Here is a 13,513-nt window from a genome sequence, read left to right as displayed (position 1 = left end):
CCTTTATAGCGGCGCACGATCACTGAGGAGCCCTGCCGAATGTCTGTCGACCATACGCCCGATCCGGCCATGCTCGCCAAGGCCGAAACGCTGACCGAGGCGCTGCCCTTCATCCAGAAATATGTCGGCCAGACCTTCGTGGTGAAATACGGCGGCCATGCCATGGGCGACCCCGAGCGCGCGATCGATTTCGCGGAGGACGTGGTGCTCCTGAAGGCGATCGGCATCAACCCGATCGTCGTGCACGGCGGCGGGCCGCAGATCGGCAACATGCTCGGACGGCTGGGCATCAAGTCGGAGTTCGTCGACGGGCTGCGCGTCACCGACGCCGCGACCGCCGAGGTCGCGGAAATGGTGCTGGCGGGCGCAATCAACAAGGATCTCGTCAGCTGGATCGGCCGCGCAGGCGGCACCGCCGTCGGCATTTCCGGCAAAGATGCACGCCTTGTGACGGCGCGCAAGCTGACGCGCACGGCGCGCGATCCCGACAGCGCGATCGAACGTGTCGTCGATCTCGGCTTCGTCGGAGAGCCCGTGGCGGTGAACGCCAAGATCCTCGATCTGATGACGCGTTCCGACGTGATTCCGGTCATCGCGCCGATCGCCGAGGATGCGGAAGGCCATACCTACAACATTAACGCCGACACGATGGCGGGCGCGATCGCGGGCGCCGTGGGCGCGGCGCGGCTGATGCTGCTGACCGACGTTCCCGGCGTGCTCGCCAAGGACAAGTCACTGCTCACCGATCTTACGCCCGCACGCATCAGGGAGCTGATCGCGGACGGCACGATTTCGGGCGGCATGATCCCGAAGCTGGAAACCTGTCTCTCCGCCGTCACCGGTGGCGTCGAGGCCGCCGTGATCCTCGACGGGCGCGTGCCGCACGCGCTGCTGCTTGAAATCTTCACGCGCAAGGGCGTGGGAACGCTCGTTCGCGCTTAAGAAAAGTTGCGCCGCGCAACTTTTCAGGCAGTGCCGAGCGCGCGCTGGATGCGGTGAATCCCGAGGCAGGGTATCACGATCATTAGATTCGCGAGCCCGACGGCGAGCAGGATCTGCGGCACATCGAGCCCCGCCTTCAGCAGCACGCCCGAACCGAGCGCGGCGGCAACCATGAAGCCCGAGTTGATAATGTTGTTCGCCGCGATGGTCCGCGCCCGCGCCGAAGGATCGCTCGCGGTTTGCAGCAGCGCATAGAGCGGCACGATGAACGCGCCCGCCGCGACGGAAAGCCCGAAAAGATCCAGCACGATTCGCCAGCTCCCCGGATCGGTGAGGAATTCACCCACGCCGATCAATTCGGCGTGCGGCACGTCGAACGCGCGGATCGCGAAATAGAGGTCGGCGATGAACGCCGTCATGAGCACAGCGGACGCAGGGGCATAGCGAACGGAAATCGCACCTTTTAGGAGACGCGCGACCACCAGCGATCCGGTTGCGACGCCGATCGAAAAAATGGTGAGAAACAGCGTCGCCACGGTTTCCGCGCCGCCGAGATCGCCCTTCACCAGCGGCACGAACAGGCTGGTGAATACCGCCCCCACCGACCAGAACCACGAGACGGCGAGCACGGCGCGGCCGAGCTGTGGATCGCGCGTGACCTCCCGCGTGATGCGCAGCGAACTTGCAACAATATTCCATTCGATGCGGGCACGTCCGGCTGGCGGCGCTGCTGGCACCTGCCGCCCGGTGAGATAGCCGAGCGCGGCGACCCCGACGATCGCCCACGCCGAAACCTGCGGCGCGAGGAGGCCGCCGGCGACCTGTCCGGTAAGAATGGCGATGAACGTGCCGGCCTCGACAAGGCCCGTGCCCGTGAGCAGTTCCTTCGGCGCGAGATGCTGCGGCAGGATCGCGTACTTGATCGGTCCGAAGAAGGTGGAGTGCAGCCCCATCGCGAACAGCACCAGCATCATCAGCGACATCGAACCGAGCGTCAGCGCCGCAGCGCCGACAAGCATGATGGCGATCTCGGCCGCCTTGATGATGCGGACGAGCCGCGCCTTGTCGACACTGTCGGCGATCTGCCCAGCAAGCGCCGAAAACAACACGAAGGGCAGGATGAAAACACCCGCCGCCACAGTAACGATCTGCGCCGAGGCTGCTGTATCCCCCGCGAGCAGCGTGTAGGTGATGAGGAACAGCATCGCCGTCTTGTAGAAATTGTCGTTGAACGCGCCCAGAAACTGGGTGGCGAACAGCGGCCCGAACCGGCGCGCGGCGAGAAGAGGGATGCCCACGGCGTCGGACGCTAGCGCGCCGCGTTGACCTGCGAAAGCCCATCCTTGCGGAATGGCTCTTCGCAGGCCAGAATTGTCGCCTGAAAACAGGGAGTGTGGACCATGGCGAGCAGACCGGAAACACAGGGTTTCGATCTCAACCGGCCGACCATCGTGGCGCTGCTGATCCTCGTCGGCGCCGTCTCAGGCGTGCCGACACTGGTGGGAGCGATCCTCGCATACGTGTGGCGGGGCGCGGCGGAGAACGCGGCGTGGGAAGACAGCCACTACGCTTATCACATCCGCGGTTTCTGGATCACGGTGGTTTGCGTGATCGTATTGGCCGTATTGACGCTCCTCACGTTGGGGCTGGCCGGTTTTCTGTTTCCGGTGATCTCGATCTGGCTTGTCGTGCGCGCCGTCGTTTCGATCGCGAAGGCGCAGCGCCACGAGCCGATGCCTGATCCGAATACGTATTTGTGGTAATGCGGCCAAAGCGCCGCGAAATGTCCTTGGGAGAGTTTGACCGATGAGCGACGCCGCGACCGCGACGTATCCCGTGCCCGCGCATACCGCCGCGCGGACGATCTGCGACGCCGACACCTACGAGGCGATGTACCGGCGGTCGCTTAAGGACCCGGACGGCTTCTGGCGCGAACAGATCGGCATCGTCGACTGGATCAAGACGCCGGACGTGATGGGCAACTGGTCTTACGCGCCGGTCAATATCAAATGGTTCGAGGACGGCGTGCTGAATGCCTGCGCCAACTGTGTCGACCGGCATTTGCCCGCACGGGCCGATCAGCCTGCGATCGTCTGGGAGGCAGACGACCCGGACGCTGCGTCCGTGACGCTGACCTATGCCGCGCTTCATGCAGAGGTGTGTCGGTTCGCGAACGTGCTGAAGGCGATGGGCGTTGCCAAGGGCGACCGCGTGACGATCTATCTGCCGATGATCCCCGAAGCCGCCGTCGCCATGCTGGCCTGCGCGCGGATCGGCGCGGTACACAGCGTTGTTTTCGCAGGCTTTTCTGCCGAAGCCGTCGCCGGACGCATCGACGACGCGAAAAGCGACTTCATCATCACGGCGGACGAAGGCCGCCGCGGCGGCAAGACGATCCCGCTCAAACAAACCATCGATGACGCCATCTGCCACGCCTGGCATGACGTCAAAGGCGTCCTCGTCGTGCGCCATACCGGCGCCAACGTGCCGATGACGCATGAACGCGACATGTGGTGGCACGAGCAGCGCGAAACCGTCTCCGCCGACTGTCCAGCCGAGCCGATGAACGCCGAAGACCCGCTGTTCATCCTCTACACGTCGGGCTCAACCGGAAAGCCGAAGGGCGTGCTGCACACCACCGGCGGTTATCTCGTCTGGACGACGCTGACCTTCAAATACGTGTTCGACTGGCGCGACGAGGGCGCGCTCCACTGGTGCACCGCCGACGTGGGCTGGGTGACCGGGCACAGCTACATCGTTTACGGCCCGCTTTCGAACGGGGCATCGACCCTGATGTTCGAAGGCGTCCCCAACTATCCGGCGGTCGACCGCTTCTGGGCCGTGATCGAAAAGCACAAGCCCGCGACCTTCTACACCGCGCCGACCGCGCTCCGCGCGCTAATGCGCGAGGGCGACGAACCCGTGCTGAAGCACGATCTCTCCTCGCTCCGCCTGCTCGGAACCGTCGGCGAACCGATCAACCCGGAAGCCTGGCTCTGGTATCACCGCGTTGCGGGCAAGGAGCGCCTGCCCATCGTCGATACATGGTGGCAGACGGAAACCGGCGGCATCCTGATTTCACCGCTGCCCGGCGCGATCCCGACCAAGCCTGGCAGTGCGACGAAGCCGTTCTTCGGCATCGCACCCGCGCTGGTCGACGCCGACGGCAAGTTCGTCGAAGGCCCGGCCTCGGGCAACCTCGTGCTCACGCGCTCGTGGCCAGGGCAGGCGCGCACGCTCTACGGCGATCACCAGCGCTTCATCGAGACCTATTTTTCCGCCTACAAGGGCCTCTATTTCACCGGCGACGGATCGCGGCACGACGAAGATGGCTATTGGTGGATCACCGGCCGCGTCGACGACGTGCTCAACGTCTCGGGCCACCGGCTGGGCACCGCCGAAGTCGAATCCGCGCTCGTCGGGCACGCGAAGGTCGCCGAAGCGGCGGTCGTCGGCTACCCGCATGACATCAAGGGACAGGGCATTTATTGCTACGTGACGCCGATCGCGGGGGTCGAGGGCGACGCCGCGCTCGAAGCCGAGTTGAAGGCGGAGGTGCGGCGCGAGATCGGACCGATCGCGACACCCGACCAGATCCACTTCGCCCCCGCGCTGCCCAAGACGCGCTCGGGCAAGATCATGCGGCGCATCCTTCGCAAGATCGCCGAGAACGATTTCGGATCGCTCGGCGACACGACGACGCTCGCCGACCCGTCGGTGGTCGACAGCCTGATCGCGGGACGAAAAAACCGCTAGCTGCAACCAAATCATAACGTCCGCAAACTATCCGGGACCGATTGCCGGAACCGCCCAACTCCGGCAATATGCGTCCCGGCTGCGGGCGGCGCCGGAAACGGCGACAGGGGTTTCGCTAACCAGCACATTTGAACATGGGGAAGTTTATGAAGATCCTGAAAACACTTGGCTTCGGCGTTGCCTTAGCCGCCATGGCCGTTGCTTCAGGCACGGCATCCGCGCAATCCCAGTCCTCGGGGCGCAAGGCGCAGACGAAGAGCATGCAGGAAATCCCGGTCTGCCAGAAGCGGCTCGGCACGGTTTCGATCGTCGAGCCCGACACCAACTGGTGGCAGCAGCTTGGCCTCGGCAGCCCGGAAGCGATCATCAAGCTGTTCGTGATGAAATCCGGCTGCTTCGGCCTCGTCGATCGCGGCAAGGGCCTCGCCAGCCGCAACATCGAGCGCGCTCTTGCCGATTCCGGCGAACTGCAGGCGAATTCGAATATCGGCAAGCGCCAGGTGAAGGCAGCCGACTATTTCATCGTTCCCGATCTCGTTTCGAAGAATGAGAACTCGGGCGGCGGCGGCCTCGGCGCCATTGCGGGCGGCCTGCTCGGCAGCCGCACGCTCGGCATGATCGCGGGCGGCCTTTCTACGAAGAGCAAGGAAGCCAACGTCATGCTGACGCTGGTGAACGCGCGCACCACGGAGCAGGAGCGCCTGACCGAAGGTTACTTCCGCAAGAAGGACCTTTCGTGGGCGGCCGGCGGCGGCGGCGGCTGGTGGGGCGGCTTCGGCGGTGCCGGCGGCGGCGGCTATTCGAACACCGAGATCGGCCAGGTCATCACGCTCGCCTATCTCGATGCCTACAAGCAGCTCGTGACGCAGCTCGGCGGTCTGCCGGTAGACCCAAGCGCTGCGGCCCCGGTCGCGCAGTAAGTTTAACTCTGTTCCGAGCGAGGGCGGCGCTCCATGACGCCGCCCTTGTTTCTTTATTGGTCATATTGCTTGCAAGCGGCCTCTACGCAGGCCGATTATCAATCGGCGGACCGACCATAGATGTCGAGATCAAGCTTTAACCCGCGCTCGGCCATGCGAAAAAGTGTTTCCGGCTGAATATCAATGCCCTCGTTCTCGGTTTCCAAGAACAATCCGCAGAAGATCACGCCTCGGAAGCGCCCTGCAAAAGACTGCCAGGTTGCTGCGTCGCCCGTGGCTCGATCGAGCAGGCTATTGATTTGGTGATCAAGATTTCCGGGGCTGCTGGTTTTGGCATTCAAGCGCCAAGAGCCGGTGTGAGCAACCTTTTCCTTGCCCAGAGGGGTTAGCCAAGTTCCTCCCTTCCGGACACCAACTGTAGGTTCGCATTTCAAGCGCTCAGTAATCTCGTCAGGATCAAGGTCATCGCCGTAGAAACCCAAGGAAACTTCGGTTCTGTAGAGTTCCCCCATAACCACCTCGTATCAAACGAACGGCAGCTTCCAACATCGAGGCTGCGATTCCAATTTGCGAACGACAATGTCGCCTTCTCTTTGACCAGGAAATACCCGTGACCGAAAAGACCGTCTGGAAAGGCCGCTTCCTCGAAGCTGTCGTCGAAAACGACTGGGAGTATGTGCGCCGCCCGGGCGGCATGGGTGCCGCGGTCATCCTTGCCGTGACGGACGCTGGGGAGCTCGTGCTTGTCGAGCAGTACCGCGTGCCGCTCGGCGCCACGTGCCTTGAACTTCCGGCCGGTCTTGTTGGTGACGACGGCCCCGAAGAGGTGTTGACAGCGGCGCGCCGCGAACTTGAGGAAGAAACCGGCTTCCGCGCCGAAGCGCTGGAAGACCTCGGCATGTTCACCTCCTCTCCCGGCATGACGAGCGAGCACTTCACACTGGTCCGCGCGACGGGGCTCGTTCGGGTCGGCGCGGGCGGCGGCGTAGACGGCGAGAACATCACCGTTCACTGCGTTCCGCTTCGAACATTGCCGGATTTCATCGCCGAAAAGCGCCGCGCAGGCGTGATGATCGACGTTCGACTGCTTGCCGCGCTGACACTTCTGTAAGGGCGCGGGACTTGCGGCAAACCGCTGTCGCCGTCTAGGGGAGTGCCATGACCGCATCCAACGACCGCGACAACGGCATCCCGGAAGACGTTCTTGCCTCCGTCCGCCGTCTCATCGAATGGGCCGGAGACGACCCCGCCCGCGAGGGACTTGTCGATACGCCCGGTCGTGTCGCGCGCGCCTATCGCGAATATTTCCGCGGCTATGCCGAAGACCCCGCGCGCCACCTTTCGCGTACCTTCGAAGAGGTCGGCGGCTATGACGAGATCGTGCTGCTGCGCGACATCGCGTTCCAGTCGCACTGCGAACACCACATGGCGCCGATCATCGGCAAGGCGCACATCGCCTATCTGCCGGGCGACCGCGTCGTCGGCATCTCGAAACTCGCGCGCGTCCTCAAGGGCTTCGCCTCACGCCTACAGGTGCAGGAGCGCCTGACCGCCGAGGTCGCCGACTGTATCTGGGAACATCTGCAGCCACGCGGCGTCGCCGTCGTGATCGAAGCGGCACACGCCTGCATGTCCGCACGCGGCGTCAACACGCCGGGCGTCACCATGACGACAAGCCGCATGATGGGCGTGTTCCGCGACGACGAACGCAGCCGCAAGGAAGTGCTGAGCCTGATGGGGCTTTAAGCCCCATCACCGCATCGCAGCGATCCAGTCTCGCACCAGCGCGACGCCGGCTTCGTCGGGCTGCGTGCGGCCGAGCTCCGGCATCATCACGCCGGGTTCGGTTGATTCCATGCGATAGGTCAGGATCGAGCGATCGGGATGCCCGGGATCGATCGAGACCATGCGCCCGCCCGAGCCGCGCCCCGCCGCGACCGGCCCCTTGCCGATGCCGATGTGCGGACCGGAAGGCGTTTCCCAAGTGAGGAACAGGCCCGAATTCGATGCGGGACCATCGGGCTTATGGCAGTGGCCGCAGTTGACGTCGAGATAGGCACGCGCGCGATGTTCGAGGGTTTCACCTGCGTCCTTCCAATCGGGCAGGCGCGGCGCGTTTCCGGGAACGGCGGTGACAAGGCCGAGACGCGAGAGACGCGCGAGATTGTTCTCGCCCTGGAAATCATGGTTGAGGTTCCGCGCCTTGGGGCCGATGGGCACGAGCGCATTGTCCGAAGCGTGGCAACCCTTGCACTGATTGACGTTCGGCACCTGCCAATCGAGCGCGACCGGCTTTCCCGCCCCGTCATGCCCCGTTACCGCGATGCGGGCGCCTGCGCGCTTCAGGGTCGCGGCGCTGTCGTCGGCATTCCACACATAGGGCCACGCCTTCCATCCATCCGTCTGGTGCACGAGCAGCCGTGTTTCGATGAGATCGAGGCTGCCGTCGGCGCGCGCGAACCCGAAATGCTTGATGAGCACGCTGCCCGTGGGAATATCCAGCAGGCCTTCTCCATCGTACCGCGCGACCTTCCCCTCCGGCACATAGAGGAAGCGCGCCTTGTCGGCATGATCCGAGAACAGCGGCGTCGCAAGGCCGTATGGGACGACGCGCGCCTTCGGGCGGGTCGCGCCGCTATCGAGGAACAGGCCGGTTTCGGCGAGCGTCGCGGGCGCGGCCGCACCTGCGAGAACCGCGTCGTTCACCGCCGGCGGCGCGGCGGAGGCGACCAGCAGCGCGGCCGCGAGCAAGGCGGCTGCGCGCGGCGTCACGGCATCGGCTGATCGGCGGGAAGCACGACGGCCGCGAGCGCGGCGGACGCGCCGGCCGGGGCGACGGGTGCGGGCTGCGCCTTCGTGGGCGGTGTTCCCGCGACGGCGAGGCCGAGCGAGACCATCGGCACGTCGCTCGCGGGCGTTGTCGTGCTGTCGTCGGGCTTGTCGCCGAAACGCGTGACACCGTCCCACATAACTGGCGGCAGGCCGCCGCCGAGCGCCGCGGCAAGCTCGGCACCGCCGGGGAATTTGGGGTCCCAGCCGTTCTTGCCGAGCGTATTTCCGAAGATGCGGACGTTTCGCGCCAGCGGGTTGTAGCTCGCATCCTCGAATGGCCGCACGTAGGAGACGACCATGACGGCGGCGGTGCGGTTGCCTTCGATGCGGTTGCCCGACACTTCGACGTTTTCGTTCGCCATCACCATGATGCCGAGCCCCTGCGGCACCTCGGCGACGATGTTGCCGGGCGGGGCGAAATTGGGCGTGTCGTTGTCGACGACCGTGTTCGAGAAGATGCGCGTGGAATGCCCGCCCATCTTCGGCAGGTTTGGCAAATCGAACACGAGGATGCCGCCCGTGTTGTGGTGCGCGAGGTTGCCATAGACGTCGGCGTGCTTCGAGTTTTCAATCTCGATGCCCGCGACGTTGAAGCTGACGCGGTTGTTGCGGACGATGATGTTTTCGGACTGGCCGACGTAGACGCCCGCGTCGGAACAGGCGACGACCTCCGAATTCTGCACGAGCACGTTCGTCGCCTCGACCGGGTAGAGGCCGTAGGCGCCATTGTCCTTGTGCGGCCCGCGTGTCCAGACAACGCGTAGATTGTCCATCGTGATGCGGTCGACGCCCTTCGCCTTGATGCCGTCACCCTTGGTGTCCTCGACCGAAAAGCCGGTGAGCAGCACGCGGTCCGACGTGACGAGCAGCCCCTCGCCCGCCCCTGTCTGGCCCTTGAAGCTGAGCACGCTCGCGCCCGGCCCGGCGCCGCGCACGGTGACGTTATCGACATCGAGCGAGAGGCCGTTCGTGAGCCGGTAGGTGCCCGCGGCGAGTTCGATCACGTCGCCGCGCTGCGCCTCGATCAGCGCGGTCTGCAGCGCCTCCTGATCGTTGTCGCCGGGGGCGACCGCTATCGTCTTCGCCCACGCGGGCGACGCCGAAACAAGCAGAAACGCCAGCAATGCCTTGCGCATCATGTCCATCCTCCCCTGTTCCGGCCATTATCGTCAGCTTGACGGAGGCGGACAACCCTGCGGAAACTGAGCGGGAACCTTGAGGGAGGTGCACATGCATGACATCGTGATCCGCGGCGGAACCATCGTCGACGGCACCGGCGGCGCGCCGTTCACCGGCGACATCGCCATCGACAATGGCCGCATCAGCGCAGTCGGCAACGTGAACGAGGCGGGCCGCGAGGAGATCGACGCGGCGGGCCAGATCGTGACGCCCGGCTTCGTTGATATCCATACGCACTACGACGGACAGGCGACGTGGGATGACGTCATGGCCCCATCATCGTGGCACGGCGTGACCACGGTGATCATGGGCAATTGCGGTGTCGGCTTCGCGCCCGCACGCCCCGATCGGCACCAGTGGCTGATCGGCCTGATGGAAGGCGTGGAGGACATTCCCGGCACCGCCCTCGCCGAAGGCATGACGTGGAACTGGGAGAGCTTCCCCGAGTATCTCGGCGCGCTCGAAGCCTTGCCGCGCACCATCGACGTCGCCTGCCACGTCCCGCACGGCGCGGTGCGCGCCTATGTGATGGGCGAACGCGGCGCCGCGAACGAAGCGCCAACCGCTGACGAGATCGAGTCGATGTCGCAGATCGTCGAGGAGGGTCTTCGTGCCGGCGCGCTCGGCTTCTCGACCTCGCGCACCGTCATCCACAAATCGGTGGACGGCGTGCTGGTGCCCGGCACCACCGCGACCGCCGAAGAGCTGATCGGCATCGGCCGCGCCATGGGCCGCGTCGGGCACGGCGTCTTTGAAATGGCATCCGACCTGATGCCCGAATGGAACGAGTTCGACTGGATGACGCGCCTGTCGAAGGAAACCGCAATGCCGGTGACCTTCGCCATGCTGCAATCGCCGCTGAAGGCGATGCACTGGACCGACCAGATGGCCGCGACCAAAGCCGCGAACGACGAGGGCGCCAACATCCGCGCGCAGATCTCCCTACGCGGCACCGGCGTGCTGATGGCATGGCGCGGCACCGTGCACCCGTTCGTGATGCGCCCTTCATGGCAGGCGATTGCCGGAAAGCCCTGGGCCGAACAGCTCGCCACGCTGCGCGATCCAGCGTTCCGCGCGAAGCTGCTCGCCGAGGAGAATCTGCCGCCGCCGCACCCGGATACCGCCGCGCTCTTCATGCTGGTGACGCAGGGCTGGACGATGCAGTTCCCGCTCGGCGAGGAGCCGGATTACGAGCCCGCGCCGGACCGCAGCCTCGCCGCGCTGGCGAAGGCGAGCGGCAAAAGCCCCGCCGAGGTCGCGTATGACGTCATGATGGAGGATGACGGCGCCGGCTTCCTCTATCTGCCGATCCTGAACTACGTGGACGGCAACCTCGATTTCGTGAAGGGCCTCCTCGAACGCGACGACACGGTCATCTCGCTGTCTGACGGCGGCGCGCACTGCGGCACGATCTGCGACGCGGCCTCCCCCACCTTCCTCCTCACGCACTGGGTGACGGGCCGCACGCGCGGCCGCATTCCGCTAGAGCTCGCGATCAAGCGCCAGTGCCGGGATACGGCGCTGCTTTACGGCCTCGCCGATCGCGGCCTGCTCGCACCCGGCTATCTCGCCGACGTCAACGTCATCGATCTCGATCGGCTGAAGCTCGGCAAGCCTTGGCTCGCGTTCGACCTTCCCGCGGGCGGCAAGCGCCTGCTGCAGAAGGCCGACGGCTACACCGCCACGATCAAGTCGGGCGCCATAACCTTCCGGAACGGCGACGTACAGATCGCGCGGCCCGGGCGGGTCGTGCGCGGTCCGCAGGCGGAACCGTTGCTAATGGCTGCAGAATAAGCGAAAAGAGCCCTGTATTAGTTGACTGATACGGAAGGGTTTCATCCGATGCGCAAGTTCCTGCTCCCGCTTTTCGCCGCGCTGACGCTCGCGGCGTGCGGTATCAACACCGTGCCGACGCGCGAGGAAGCCGTGAAGGCGGCGTGGGCCGAGGTGGAAAGCCAGTATCAGCGGCGTGCGGATCTCATTCCGAACCTTGTCGCCACGGTGAAGGGCTTCGCCGCCCAGGAACGCGAGGTGCTGGAAGCCGTCACACAGGCGCGCGCCTCCGCCACGCAGACGACGATCAACGCCGACCAGCTCACCGACCCAGCCGCCGTCGAACGGTTCCAGGCAGCGCAGGACCAGCTTTCCGGCGCACTCTCCCGCCTGCTCGTCACCGTCGAGCGCTATCCGGACCTGAAATCGAACGAGAATTTCCTCGCGCTGCAGTCGCAGCTTGAAGGCACTGAAAACCGCATCACCGTCGCGCGGCGCGATTACAACCAGTCGGTGCAGGCCTATAATACGGAAATCCGTACCTTCCCGAGCCTGATCGCAGCGAAGTTCATCTACGGCGCCGAGCCGATCACGCCGTTCAAGGCCACCACCGCCGGAGCCGAAACCGCGCCGACCGTCTCGTTCGAATAAAGATGTTCAGGCTGGCGTGCCTCGCCGCACTGCTGCTGGCTTTCCCAGTAGCAGCGCAGGACTTCCCGAAGCTTTCGGGCCGGGTCGTCGATGCCGCCGATCTTCTGTCACCAGAGACTGAAGCCGCGCTAACGGAAAAGCTGAAGACGCTGGAGGACACGACGACACGCCAGCTCGTCGTCGCCACGGTTCCCGATCTTCAGGGCTACGACATTGCGGACTACGGCTACCGTCTCGGCCGCGAATGGGGCATCGGCCAGAAGGAAGAAGACAACGGCGCGTTGCTCATCGTCGCCCCCAATGATCGCAAGGTCCGCATCGAGGTCGGCTATGGTCTCGAAGGCTATCTGACGGACGCGCTCTCGTCGGTCATCATCAACCGTCAGATCGTGCCCCGCTTTCGGGAGGGCGACATGGAAGGTGGCGTCGTTGCCGGCGCCGACGCTATCGTGGCGCAGCTTTCGCTGCCGCCCGAAGAGGCCCGCGCGAACCTGATCGCCGCACGAGAGCGCGATCAGGAGGAGACCCGGCACGGTCTCGGACTTATCCCCACCATCCTTATCATCTGGTTCGTGTTCTGGATGCTGCGGGGCGCGCTGGGCGGTAAACGGCGGCGCGGGCGCGGCGGCCCGATCATCATCTGGGGGCCGGGCAGCGGCGGCGGCTGGGGCGGTGGTTCCTCCGGGGGGTTTGGTGGCGGCGGATTTTCTGGCGGCGGCGGCAGCTTCGGCGGCGGCGGCGCGAGCGGGAGCTGGTAATGCGGCTGACAGACGCAGAGCACGCGCGCATTAGTGACGCCATTACGTCAGCGGAACGGACGACCTCGGGCGAAATCTTCTGCGTCGTTACGCAGCGCACAGACGACTATCGCGCCGTTCCGTTCGCCTGGGCCGCACTCGCCGCGATCGTCCTGCCGCCGATCCTTTTGTGGTTCGGCGTTCCCGATCCGTTGTGGTTCACGAGCGGAGGATGGAGCGACGGTGGCCACCCGGCGCCGCGCCTCATCATCGCGCTCTATGCCTCGCTCTCGGCGCTTCTATTCGTCGTCGCCTTTCTCATCGCGCGCCTGCCGCCGGTCCTGCACCTGCTCACCCCGCGTTCCCTGAAGCGGAGCGCCGTGCACAGGGCGGCGGTCGAAAGCTTTCTTTCGCATGGCATTCACGTCACGGAAGATCGCACCGGGGTGCTCATCTTCCTGTCACTGGGCGACCATGTCGCGGAAATCGTTGCCGACGAAGGCATTTACGACAAGGTTGAGCACGACGTGTGGGGCGACGCGCTCGACGCGCTGCTCGCCGAGGTGCGAGGCGGCAGGATCGCGGACGGTTTCGTCAAGGCGATCACGATGTCCGGGACGGTCCTTTCAGCGCACTTCCCGCCCGGCGCCCGCAACCCCAATGAACTTCCCGATAAGCTGATTGAAATCTAGCGCCTGGTGCGGAAAAGTGGCCCGCTCAAAC

General features: G+C 65.1%; 14 protein-coding genes. 10 read left to right on the top strand and 4 right to left on the bottom strand.

The annotated features are described in order from the left end of the window. Positions 1-39 precede the first annotated feature (39 nt). Complete coding sequence (gene argB / locus AAC014_RS01800; protein ID WP_339703469.1) at positions 40-942, top strand: acetylglutamate kinase; 903 nt, start codon at positions 40-42, stop codon at positions 940-942. 23 nt (positions 943-965) lie between these two features. On the opposite strand, the gene AAC014_RS01795 is transcribed toward argB, so the two are convergent. Continuing rightward, positions 966-2,240: an MFS transporter gene (locus AAC014_RS01795; RefSeq protein WP_339703466.1), complete on the bottom strand. Its 1,275-nt coding sequence runs from the start codon at positions 2,238-2,240 to the stop codon at positions 966-968. A gap of 102 nt (positions 2,241-2,342) precedes the next feature. Here AAC014_RS01795 and AAC014_RS01790 point away from each other — a divergent pair, with 102 nt between their 5' ends. From AAC014_RS01790 to AAC014_RS01780, 3 genes are all read left to right on the top strand, one after another. Next, a complete protein-coding gene (locus AAC014_RS01790) occupies positions 2,343-2,705 on the top strand; it encodes a hypothetical protein (protein ID WP_339703463.1) in 363 nt (120 codons plus the stop codon). A gap of 43 nt (positions 2,706-2,748) precedes the next feature. Further along, positions 2,749-4,698, top strand: coding sequence for an acetate--CoA ligase (gene acs, locus AAC014_RS01785; RefSeq protein WP_339703460.1), 1,950 nt, complete (start codon positions 2,749-2,751; stop codon positions 4,696-4,698). 191 nt (positions 4,699-4,889) lie between these two features. Further along, positions 4,890-5,618 carry a CsgG/HfaB family protein gene (locus tag AAC014_RS01780; RefSeq protein WP_339703965.1) on the top strand — a complete coding sequence of 243 codons (729 nt, stop codon included), beginning with the start codon at positions 4,890-4,892 and terminating at the stop codon, positions 5,616-5,618. A gap of 98 nt (positions 5,619-5,716) precedes the next feature. Here AAC014_RS01780 and AAC014_RS01775 read toward each other — a convergent pair whose 3' ends face one another. Continuing rightward, a complete protein-coding gene (locus tag AAC014_RS01775; RefSeq protein ID WP_339703457.1) occupies positions 5,717-6,130 on the bottom strand; it encodes a DUF4279 domain-containing protein in 414 nt (137 codons plus the stop codon). Between the two features lie 98 nt (positions 6,131-6,228). On the opposite strand from AAC014_RS01775, the gene AAC014_RS01770 reads away from it, so the two are divergent. Both AAC014_RS01770 and folE read left to right on the top strand, forming a co-directional pair. Then, on the top strand, positions 6,229-6,729 hold the full coding sequence (locus AAC014_RS01770) for an NUDIX hydrolase (protein WP_339703454.1): 501 nt from the start codon (positions 6,229-6,231) through the stop codon (positions 6,727-6,729). Positions 6,730-6,776: 47 nt separating this feature from the next. Then, positions 6,777-7,364, top strand: a complete 588-nt coding sequence (gene folE / locus AAC014_RS01765; protein WP_339703451.1) for a GTP cyclohydrolase I FolE — start codon at positions 6,777-6,779, stop codon at positions 7,362-7,364. Positions 7,365-7,370: 6 nt separating this feature from the next. On the opposite strand, the gene AAC014_RS01760 is transcribed toward folE, so the two are convergent. Together AAC014_RS01760 and AAC014_RS01755 are read right to left on the bottom strand one after the other, a co-directional pair. Beyond that, complete coding sequence (locus tag AAC014_RS01760) at positions 7,371-8,390, bottom strand: SO2930 family diheme c-type cytochrome (protein WP_339703448.1); 1,020 nt, start codon at positions 8,388-8,390, stop codon at positions 7,371-7,373. Continuing rightward, the gene (locus AAC014_RS01755) at positions 8,387-9,589 is read right to left on the bottom strand and encodes a parallel beta-helix domain-containing protein (RefSeq protein ID WP_339703445.1); all 1,203 of its coding nucleotides are present in this window, start codon (positions 9,587-9,589) and stop codon (positions 8,387-8,389) included. Before AAC014_RS01755 ends, AAC014_RS01760 begins: the two co-directional genes overlap by 4 nt. Positions 9,590-9,680: 91 nt before the next feature. Here AAC014_RS01755 and AAC014_RS01750 point away from each other — a divergent pair, with 91 nt between their 5' ends. The 4 genes from AAC014_RS01750 to AAC014_RS01735 are packed head-to-tail and all read left to right on the top strand — an operon-like array spanning position 9,681 to position 13,482. Next, on the top strand, positions 9,681-11,423 hold the full coding sequence (locus tag AAC014_RS01750) for an amidohydrolase family protein (RefSeq protein ID WP_339703442.1): 1,743 nt from the start codon (positions 9,681-9,683) through the stop codon (positions 11,421-11,423). A 48-nt stretch (positions 11,424-11,471) separates the two neighbouring features. Beyond that, on the top strand, positions 11,472-12,053 hold the full coding sequence (locus AAC014_RS01745) for a LemA family protein (RefSeq protein ID WP_339703439.1): 582 nt from the start codon (positions 11,472-11,474) through the stop codon (positions 12,051-12,053). 2 nt (positions 12,054-12,055) lie between these two features. After that, entirely contained in the window at positions 12,056-12,811 is a 756-nt protein-coding gene (locus AAC014_RS01740) for a TPM domain-containing protein (protein ID WP_339703436.1), read from the top strand. Then, entirely contained in the window at positions 12,811-13,482 is a 672-nt protein-coding gene (locus tag AAC014_RS01735; RefSeq protein WP_339703433.1) for a hypothetical protein, read from the top strand. Before AAC014_RS01740 ends, AAC014_RS01735 begins: the two co-directional genes overlap by 1 nt. Positions 13,483-13,513: the final 31 nt, after the last annotated feature.

The organism is uncultured Sphingosinicella sp. (assembly GCF_963974575.1).
Lineage (GTDB): Bacteria > Pseudomonadota > Alphaproteobacteria > Sphingomonadales > Sphingomonadaceae > Sphingosinicella.
Note: the sequence above shows the minus strand (reverse complement) of the source record. Positions and strands in the feature narration are given on the sequence as shown.

Coding starts and splice junctions, on each gene's coding strand:
- AAC014_RS01755 (WP_339703445.1), bottom strand. CDS start 9,589: ATGATGCGCAAGGCATTGCTGGCGTTTCTGCTTGTTTCGGCGTCGCCC.
- AAC014_RS01790 (WP_339703463.1), top strand. CDS start 2,343: ATGGCGAGCAGACCGGAAACACAGGGTTTCGATCTCAACCGGCCGACC.
- AAC014_RS01780 (WP_339703965.1), top strand. CDS start 4,890: ATGGCCGTTGCTTCAGGCACGGCATCCGCGCAATCCCAGTCCTCGGGG.
- AAC014_RS01750 (WP_339703442.1), top strand. CDS start 9,681: ATGCATGACATCGTGATCCGCGGCGGAACCATCGTCGACGGCACCGGC.
- AAC014_RS01735 (WP_339703433.1), top strand. CDS start 12,811: ATGCGGCTGACAGACGCAGAGCACGCGCGCATTAGTGACGCCATTACG.
- AAC014_RS01775 (WP_339703457.1), bottom strand. CDS start 6,130: ATGGGGGAACTCTACAGAACCGAAGTTTCCTTGGGTTTCTACGGCGAT.
- acs (WP_339703460.1), top strand. CDS start 2,749: ATGAGCGACGCCGCGACCGCGACGTATCCCGTGCCCGCGCATACCGCC.
- AAC014_RS01745 (WP_339703439.1), top strand. CDS start 11,472: ATGCGCAAGTTCCTGCTCCCGCTTTTCGCCGCGCTGACGCTCGCGGCG.
- AAC014_RS01740 (WP_339703436.1), top strand. CDS start 12,056: ATGTTCAGGCTGGCGTGCCTCGCCGCACTGCTGCTGGCTTTCCCAGTA.
- argB (WP_339703469.1), top strand. CDS start 40: ATGTCTGTCGACCATACGCCCGATCCGGCCATGCTCGCCAAGGCCGAA.
- folE (WP_339703451.1), top strand. CDS start 6,777: ATGACCGCATCCAACGACCGCGACAACGGCATCCCGGAAGACGTTCTT.